At 57.1% G+C, this 8,965-nt stretch carries 5 protein-coding genes; all 5 read left to right on the top strand.

Translation table 11 applies throughout. The annotated features are described in order from the left end of the window. Positions 1-293 precede the first annotated feature (293 nt). The 5 genes from HMPREF2734_RS04170 (at position 294) to HMPREF2734_RS04190 (ending at position 8,832) form a co-directional block, all read left to right on the top strand. On the top strand, positions 294-1,757 hold the full coding sequence (locus HMPREF2734_RS04170) for a SpaH/EbpB family LPXTG-anchored major pilin (protein ID WP_070569478.1): 1,464 nt from the start codon (positions 294-296) through the stop codon (positions 1,755-1,757). Between the two features lie 175 nt (positions 1,758-1,932). Next, positions 1,933-2,841: a class C sortase gene (locus tag HMPREF2734_RS04175; RefSeq protein WP_070569481.1), complete on the top strand. Its 909-nt coding sequence runs from the start codon at positions 1,933-1,935 to the stop codon at positions 2,839-2,841. Further along, positions 2,841-3,743, top strand: a complete 903-nt coding sequence (locus tag HMPREF2734_RS04180; RefSeq protein ID WP_070569484.1) for a prealbumin-like fold domain-containing protein — start codon at positions 2,841-2,843, stop codon at positions 3,741-3,743. Before HMPREF2734_RS04175 ends, HMPREF2734_RS04180 begins: the two co-directional genes overlap by 1 nt. A 37-nt stretch (positions 3,744-3,780) precedes the next feature. Then, positions 3,781-7,383 carry an LPXTG cell wall anchor domain-containing protein gene (locus HMPREF2734_RS04185; RefSeq protein ID WP_070569487.1) on the top strand — a complete coding sequence of 1,201 codons (3,603 nt, stop codon included), beginning with the start codon at positions 3,781-3,783 and terminating at the stop codon, positions 7,381-7,383. Between the two features lie 357 nt (positions 7,384-7,740). Next, on the top strand, positions 7,741-8,832 hold the full coding sequence (locus HMPREF2734_RS04190) for an ImmA/IrrE family metallo-endopeptidase (protein WP_070569490.1): 1,092 nt from the start codon (positions 7,741-7,743) through the stop codon (positions 8,830-8,832). The last annotated feature ends 133 nt before the right edge of the window (positions 8,833-8,965 follow it).

Raw genomic sequence — 8,965 nt, forward strand, 5'->3', positions numbered from 1 at the left:
CCCCCCCCCCCTGTATGTGCCGAGCGCCACAAAAGAATGTAATCAGCTGTATGTAAGTGCAGGTGGCAAATCGCGTTAGACGCAACGACCGGATTTGCTTCCTAAAACGTGCCTTAGCGTGCGAAAAAGCTAACCACTAGGACTTTTAATTAGTTGTACGACAAACTAAATTTTGCGGTGGAGCCCAGGCTGGGCCCAGAAGATTCACACGGAAAGACACGCCGTGTAGAAACACTTCTCTCGCTGACCGAAAAGGGCCCAGCGACAAACATTTCTCCGAAAGGACCACCACTATGGCAATTGCCATGAAGAAGACCGCCGCGATTGCAATCGCCGCAGGCCTGACCTTCGCCGGTTCCGTCGGCATCGCCGCGCAGGACGCGCTTGCTGCAGACGTAAACGCTGGTGTTGGCGAAGCGACCACCGCATACTCGCTCACTGTTCACAAGCGCGGCGGAAACTGGCAAGAGAACGGCAACTACAACGGCGGTGCCCTGGATGCAGCGCCCGGCACTGACCTCGGTGCAGGTTTCAAATTCTCCATCGAACAGGTGAAACCGAATCCGGACAAGATCAACGATGCAAGTGCCGCGACCCCGATTGAAGGTGGAGCCAAGGCGGAAGGCACGACGGACGCCGACGGTAAAGTGAGGTTCACCAACCTGCCTGAAGGTGTTTACCGTGTCAAGGAAACTGGCGTTCCGGCCGACAGTAACTACATCACTGGTCCGGCCTTCCTGGTCAGCGTTCCGGTAACTACCGCAGACGGCACCAAGAACATCAATGATGTGGTTGTCTATCCGAAGAACACGGAAACGAAGGTCGAAAAGTCCGTGAAGGATGAAGACAAGAACTCCGGCGACACCATCGACTACACTATTAGCGCAAATGCGCCGGTGGTTCCGGCGGGCAACAAGCTGACCTCCTTTGCGGTTCAGGATGCTTTCCGTAAGAGCGAGCTGACCGATGTGAAGGTTACGAAGGTTGAGGTCGGTGGGGAAGAGGTCCCGGCAGGTGAATACGAGGTGGTGGACGGCAAAATCGAGGGTGGACCGGCTGATGCTGACACCACTAAGACGGTGAATTTCGTCGGCGCCGGTCTGGATCGCGTGAGCAAGCAAGAAGCGGTAGAGGTGAAGGTCTACCTCACCGCAACGATGCAGAAGATTGGCGACGGCGAAATCGTCAACAACGCGCGCTCCATCGTTCGCGGCCCGAACACCAAGTCGACCGACGAGCCCAAGGAAACCCCTTGGGACGAAGTCAAGACTTACCTCGGCGAGCTTCGACTCGTGAAGACTGATGGTGGAAACACCAAGCTGGCGGGTGCTAAGTTCGACCTCTTCCGTTGTGATGAGTCCGGTAAAACTACTGGTGACGCCATCGAAACTGGCATTGTTTCCGATCAGGATGGTCTGGTGAAGTTCAACAAGTCGCTTCACGTTACGGACTACATCGACGATAAAGAAGTTGCTGAAGTAACGAAGCGTTACTGCGCTGTGGAGACGCAGGCTCCAAAGGGCTACCAGAAGCTGAACAAGCCTGTAGTGATCGATTTCAAGCACAGCGACCTGAATGAGGATCTGCAGGTAGGCGACGTTAAGTACGAGAAGGTCCAGAAGACCGTGACGGTTGTTAATACCAAGCCGCTGTTGCCTGCAACGGGTGGTATGGGTGTTCTGATCATCGTCCTGGCTGGTCTTGCGATCATCGGCGGCGGTGTCTACGCGGCACGTCGCAACTCCCAGTCCGCATAAGCAAGAACGCATAAGCGGACTCCAGGGCTAGTGCTCGCCAACGAGCGCTAACCCGGGAGGCGCTCCGGATCCAACCGGAGCGCACGCCCGCCAGCAGAAGGGCGTTAAATTTCTGCTCCAGTTTTGAAGGAAAGGGTTGTCGTCGATAAGCGATGGCCCCAGAGAGGACAACAACGTGACCACAGCAGTGAAGGCGAAGCACCGGAAGCATCCGGCGCAGAAGTCGTTCTTCCAGCGTGTCGCGCTGCCTGTCCTCATCATTCTCGTTGGTCTGGCGGTTCTGATGTACCCGGTGGTTGCTACTCAGCTAAACAACCGCGTACAGGAACAGGTAGCGAAAACCTACGAAGACCAGCTCGAGGCGGCGCCGCCGGAGCAGGTCAACCGCGCGTACGAGGCGGCGGTCGCGTACAACCGCGCGCATACCGACGGTCCGATTCTGGACCCGTGGCTTGCGCGCATCAGTGAAGACAACGCTGAGTACAAGGCGTATGAGGCGCAGTTGGCGGGGGTGTCGGCGATGTCGCAAATTGCGATCCCGTCTATCGACGTCCGCCTGCCCGTCTTCCACGGCACCAGCGAAAACACCCTGCAAAAGGGGCTCGGCCACCTGTACGGCTCCGCACTGCCGACCGGTGGCAAAGGCTTCCACTCCGTGATCACCGGCCACACGGGGCTCACGACTGCAACGCTTTTCGACGACCTCGCCGACGTCGAAGTCGGCGACGCCATCTACGTCTCCACGTTCGGTGAGCGCATGAAGTACAAGGTCTACGACATCGAGGTCGTGCTCCCGGACGAGACCGACAGCTTGCGCGCCGAAGCCAACCGTGACCTGCTCACGCTGATCACGTGCACCCCGTACGGCATCAACACGCACCGCCTGCTGGTCCACGCCGAGCGCGTGCCGATGGATCCGGACGAAGCGCAGATTCTCGACGAATCCACGTCCACCTTCCAGTGGTGGATGTGGGCCCTCGGCGGCGTCTCCCTGCTGGTACTGCTGGCCCTGATCTGGTGGATCATCCGCGAAAAGAAGAAGAGCGACCGCAAGGACGCTATGAACAAGGAGGTTCAGTCCTAATGCGAGCTTCGAAGATTGTCGCGACTCTTGGCGCGGCGTCCATCCTCGCCACCGGGGCATTCATGCCGTTTGCCGATGCCCGCGGGGTCTCCGGCAACGACAAAAACATCCCCGCCGACAGCGTGGACACCACCCGCGCCATCTCTCTGCTGGTGAGGAAGAGGGCTACCAACCCTTACGACGACGTCCCCGCCGGCGAGAAACGCCCCGCCATCGAAGGCGCCATCTTCGTGCTCTCCCGTGTAAACGACATCGACGTGACCACCGAGGAAGGCCGCGAAGGCGCCAAGAACCTCACGATGGAAAAGGTGCGTGAGAAGGGGCTTGGTGTCGTCGATAAGAAAACGACCGATGCCCGCGGCGCGGTGCAGTTCACCGGCCTCAGCGCCGGCCTGTACCTGCTCGAGGAGCAGGCACCTGACGACGACCATGAATACCACGTCTCCAGCCCCCAGCTGATCATTCTGCCGCTGGGCGATGTGAAGGGCGAGCGGTTCACCTACGAAAACGTCGTAGTGACCAAGTGGGACGACGACGGCGGTCTGACCCCAACCACAACCCCGACGCCAACGCCTGGGACCTCGACCCCAGCAACAACCGAGCCGACGACGAAAACCACGCCGACCACCCGGAAAACGACTCCTCCGGGCAGCACGGTGACCACGGTGACTACCCCGGTCAAGACCACGCTGACCACCACGCGCTCCGACGGATCCACAACCGTTGTGACTACACGAACCAATTCGGTGACCACCGTCACCAAACCAGGGGATAACACCCGCGGCGGAGACCTGGCCTCCACAGGCGCGAACGTGCTGTGGGCCGCAGGACTCGGCGGACTGCTCATTTTGATCGGGTTCGTGCTGGCCCGGCGAAGCAAAAACGAAGAACAGACACGGTAGATAAGCGGATTTAGGAACAAGGATTATGCGAAACGTAATGAAGCCTGCAGCCACTGCGAGCTCGCGCGCCCGTCGCTCCGTTCGTGGAGTCGCTGCCGTGGTCGCCTCGTTGGCGCTCGCTGCCGGCTTAGGCTCCTACCCGGTCGACGCGCAGGAACCGGTTGCTTCTACAACTACGAGCACCGCGGCTGGTACTACGGTGCCAGAGACGAAGGAGTCGACGACTGCTTCGACTGCATCCTCGGCATCTTCATCTACGACGAAACCGGTTGTGGTTGAGCCGAATTCAGTGACGGTCGAGCGTTCCGGAAACATCGACCACATCACCATTCGCGACACCGACGACAACCCATGGGACTCCGGGCGTAAGGCCTCCGACGAGTACATCTGGGGTGTGAAGCGCACCGGCGAGGGCGACATCACCCGCATCGTGAGCGTCACCGCTGACGGCAAGGAGCTGGACTCCCAGTACTTCGGCTATGTTAACGGCGAGGGTTTCGACGTCATCGGTATCGACGAAGACGCGTTCTGGTCCATCCCGCCGATGAAGCTGGAGATCGAGGTCGAGACCACCAAAGCTGGCAACTACACGATCGCTGAGCCGGAGGAAGTCCCGACCGCGCGCGAACTTTCGGAAACTGGTTACGGCCGCACCGACCAGGCTGCCGCCACGGTGAGGCCGGAGGGCGTTGGGATGGCTCGTGCTGCGGCTGAGACCGTCTGGTCCGAGGAAGTGCAGCTCAACTCCGAGATTGTTGGCACGGAAAAGCAGCGCTTTAACAACATTGGCACGGACCCTTACTTCGAAGTTCGTCCAACCGGTCAGTTGGAGAATCAAGTCGGTCCGGACATCAGAATCACGCGCATTGTGGTTCGCAACACCGAGGAAAACAGTCGTAAGGCTGACGATGAGGCAGTCGTCCTCAAAAACGATGGTGTGGACGGGGAGCACTATTTCAAAAGCCCCACGCAAGTAAGGGACAGCCGGAATCGAATTAAAGGCTTCGAGGCAGTTTTCTTCAATCCGGAAACTGGAGACTCGCCGGTCCCCGAGGAGTGGATCATCCATTCGGGTCAAGACAGTCTGAAAATCGGTGTTGATGGGGTTGACGGATGGGACCGCAACCTCGATACACTCCGGAGTCGCTACGTAGTTGAGGTCTACGGTTCCTTCAGGATTCCGACGGAACCCACTCCGCCGGAGACCTCCCCGACGGAGACCTCCCCGACGGAGGATGAGACTCCGTCTATCGACGATGAGACGAAGCGATTCGTTATGGAAGGACAGGGTGGAATTCGTTTGAGCCCAGCGAAAACCACCGGCGAGAACCCTTACGAATCCACCACGACCGTCGATGGGAAATCGACGTTCTCTAAGGCAGTTGTCCGTATCAGTGCACCGAACAGTATTTTCGCGATCGAGGGCTACACTTTCAATTTGGATAAGACTGAGCCAGGGACGTCTTTTGAACGTGTAGTGAAGAGTATTTCGGGGGACTACGTCGAGTACGAGGTCTACCCAGTACAGAATGGGAAACGGGTCGATTCCGTCGAGGTGCCGAGTGGTGCAAAGTTCACCATGACCTCCAAGTTCAGCGACGACCCGCAGAGCGTCGATGTCGTGGCGACGATTCACGGTACGTCCCTTACCGAGAAACCAGTCCCTGACCTCCCACCTACCAACCCTGACGGATCGGATTGGATGAACGACCAAATTCCGAACCCGGAAATGGTGAAGAAATGCGGTTTGAAGATCGCAATCGTGGCTGACCTCTCGCTCTCATTGCAGAATGCGGTTGGCAACGTCGACGGTTTCGAGGGAAGTCGTGACGCGGCTACGGCAATGGTCAATGCGTTGAAGGATGCGCCAGGAACCCAAGTTGGTATCTATAACTTTGCGACCAAGGCCGGTACTAAAGGAACCACAGGGAAAAAACCAGTAGATGTAGCAGTTAACGGGGAAGTAAACCCCAAAATCACCAGCGCAATCAACGAGTGGAAGAAGGAAAACGCCGGTAATGCGACAAACTGGGAGGCTGGTTTGAAGCAGGTGCAGGGGTCTGGTTACGACATCGTGTACTTCATCACAGACGGTATGCCGACATACGATAACGATGGTTGGCAAAACTATGACCGGGACCCCAACAAGGCTTTGCTTCCTAACGCTGGTGCATTCGTGCAGGCTACTTCTTTGAACCGGGCGATCCTTGCAGCTAATGAATTGAAGCGGGAGGGCACGAGGATCGTTCCGGTCATGGTGGATCTCACGCTCGGGAACAACAACACCGTTACGCAGGATTATATCCTCAAAGACTTGCTAAGCACCCGGGCTTATGAAAAGGGCGGAAGAAACGGCGATTACCTCATTGATCTCGAGGGGGAGTATGCCGCCTACGAGGGATGGGAGAGTGCCGCCTATGCGAAAGGCAACGGTACAAATTCGTGGGATCTAATTGTTAACGCTGAAACCGCTATCAACACGAAAAAAGGCAGCGATGGGCTGATGGACATTGTTAACACGAAAAGGAAGAAGGTTACCGACCAAGAGCATCTCTGGACGTACGGCACCCGCACCGTAAAGGAAATGGGTGAGGATATCTCCGGAACGGGTAGCACGGTTCACATCAACGAGTATTCTCAGCTTGCCGGTCAGCTTGAAAAAATCGCGAACGAGATTAATCAACTTTGCAAGGGGCGGATTATCGTCCAAAAGCAGATCGTCGACGCCAACGGCAAGGTGCTCACCGACGGTGCGAAGGACTGGGAGTTTTCGGTGATGGCGAACAGTTCGATTATCGATGCGGGCAATAATGACTTGGTCTATGCGGATTCCAAGAAAACCGCCAAAGAGGAAGGTGCGGACAAACCGCAGGCTTCCTGGAACCTGGTCACCGACAAGCCGGCTACGGCAACGATTACTGAGTACCAGCAAGATGGCTACAAGCTATATCAGCGTGGTGAGAAGAACGATAAGAAGAATGCTGTGTGTACGCAGTATCTCAACGGTGAGGAGTCCTCTCTGGAAGTTCAGAACGCGGGCGCGACGGGCTTCAGAGTTCCGGTGAACACCAGTGGTGACGACGTTGCAACGGTTTTCTGTGTCGTCGCGAACACTAAGACTGACCAGCCGAAGTTCGGTCTCCAGGTGAAGAAAGTTGATCTGGACAACCGCAGCAACACACTATCGGATGCGAAGTTCGAAGTCCGCGAGGTTGCCGCAGCCGAAGGCAAGGACCCCCAGACGTGGAACCTCGAACCAGGTACCGAACGCGGCACGTACACCCTTGACGCGGTGCTTGAGCCAGGCAAGGAGTACGACCTGGTCGAGGTGAAGGCACCGACACAAGATGATGGCGTTGTGTACTCGTTGCTCACTGCACCAGTCCGGTTCCGCGGGACCGTTCAGGACCAAGGAGTCGCGGTTGAGTACGAATCGGACGGCAAATGGGTCTCCGATATCTCAACCCAGGGTGTGTGGAGCGTCGTCTCCGATAAGAAAACGGCGTATCTAGAAGTCGCCAACGTCCGCCAGGGCGACCTGCCGAAGACCGGTGGAGCTGGTCTCCAGCTGCCGATCCTGCTTGGTGGTGCACTGATCGCTGCGGGTGCGCTTGTGGGGCGTCGTAGGGTAGCGGCGTAACCGGCACGGATCTCGCAGATAGTCGAAAACGGGCGTTGCCCTGAACATCGGAGTTCAGGGCAACGCCCGTTTTCGTTTTAGTGCAACGTCCATGGCGTTGGTAGTGGTGCCCGAAGGTGGAAACGATCCCGATGCTCTTCGCCAATGAAAGTCCGTTCGCAACAGCTTGCTTTTAAGTAGGAGTTTTGGCAAAAGAAAACCCGCCTCCGAAGAGGACGGGGGAGTTATGCGGACGATCTTACGCGAGATACCGGCCTTGTCAATGGAGTTAGATCCTCCCCTGTTTAGGCCGCTGGCTTAGCGGCACTGTGGTGAGGACCGAGAACCCGGCATCTCAGGATGTGGCAGAATTTTCGCATGACTGATGCTGTTAAGCAGGCGAGGAAGATCGCGCAACGTATGGCGTTGGTGCGAGAACTTGCAGAACTTAGCATCGCCGAGACAACTAAGGGATCGCCGATCTCGCCCGCGCGGCTAGTCGCGATTGAATCTGGTGAGGATTTACCTCGGTCGCTCGATATTGCAGTGGTCGCGGAATCGACAGGACTGCCAATTGGATGGTTCCTGGAGGAACGGCCACAACTCGTTGCTAGCCGGAAGCCGGCAACAGAGGGAGGCTTTTCTCCTGCATTCGATCTTGCGCTTGAACGGTTGTCGGTACACGTCAAACAACTGGTAGGCGAAGGCATTATCGCAACCGCAGTACACCAGGGTTTTCGGTTGGTTGAGGATCATGACGTCATTGCGCGCCGAGCGGCAGAGGGGCGGGACAGGGCAGACGCAGGCGATGAGCCGATTAGGGATCTCTCTGCGTTCTGTGAGCGCGTCGGTTTACTTGTGTTTGCCCAGTCCTTCCTTGGTTCTCCGTTTGAAGGGGCGGTAACTGAGATTGAACGCAAACCAGATGATGAGTTTGGTATTGCCCTGGTGGATAAGTGTGCTGGGCTTCTCCGGTTCAGGTTTACGCTTGCACACGAGCTTGGGCACTGGGTGTATCGCACGTCTTTCGAAACTGGTTGCGGACACGGAGCTGTCGAACGCGCTATGAATTCGTTCGCTGCGCATCTGCTGATGCCGCGCTCCTTTGTAGAACGGATGGAGGCCAAACACGCAGACAGTAGAGCGCTCGCGATGGCGGTTTCTTCTCAGTGCGGTGTGAGTTGGAACGCCACGCTTGGGCATCTTGCAAACCTCGGTGTTATCACCAGCACAACCTATGCGTTTGAGATGGAACGCAAACCCGACAGTCATGAGTTTCAAAATGCTGGTTTTGCAATTCCGATGGTTAAAGAACTGGACGTAGTTCCTCCTCTGTATCGCAGTGCAGTGCTCAACGCGTATCAACAGAGGAAGCTCACGACGGGTAAAACTCTGGAAGTGCTATTCGGATCAGTCGCTCAGGAGCAGCTGCCGGAGAGGACTCCACCGCGGGGGAGAAAAGCCTCGTGAGTGAGACCGGCTGCGCCCGCTGTTTCGTGATAGACACAAGCCACCTCACGCACGAATTTTCTGACAATCTCCGACGCGCCGAAGACCGACGGCGCAAACTGCTGAGTGCGCGTAGTTGGTAGGGGTATTCCGA

This window comes from Corynebacterium sp. HMSC055D05 (genome assembly GCF_001810365.1).
In the GTDB taxonomy this organism is placed as follows: domain Bacteria; phylum Actinomycetota; class Actinomycetes; order Mycobacteriales; family Mycobacteriaceae; genus Corynebacterium; species Corynebacterium coyleae.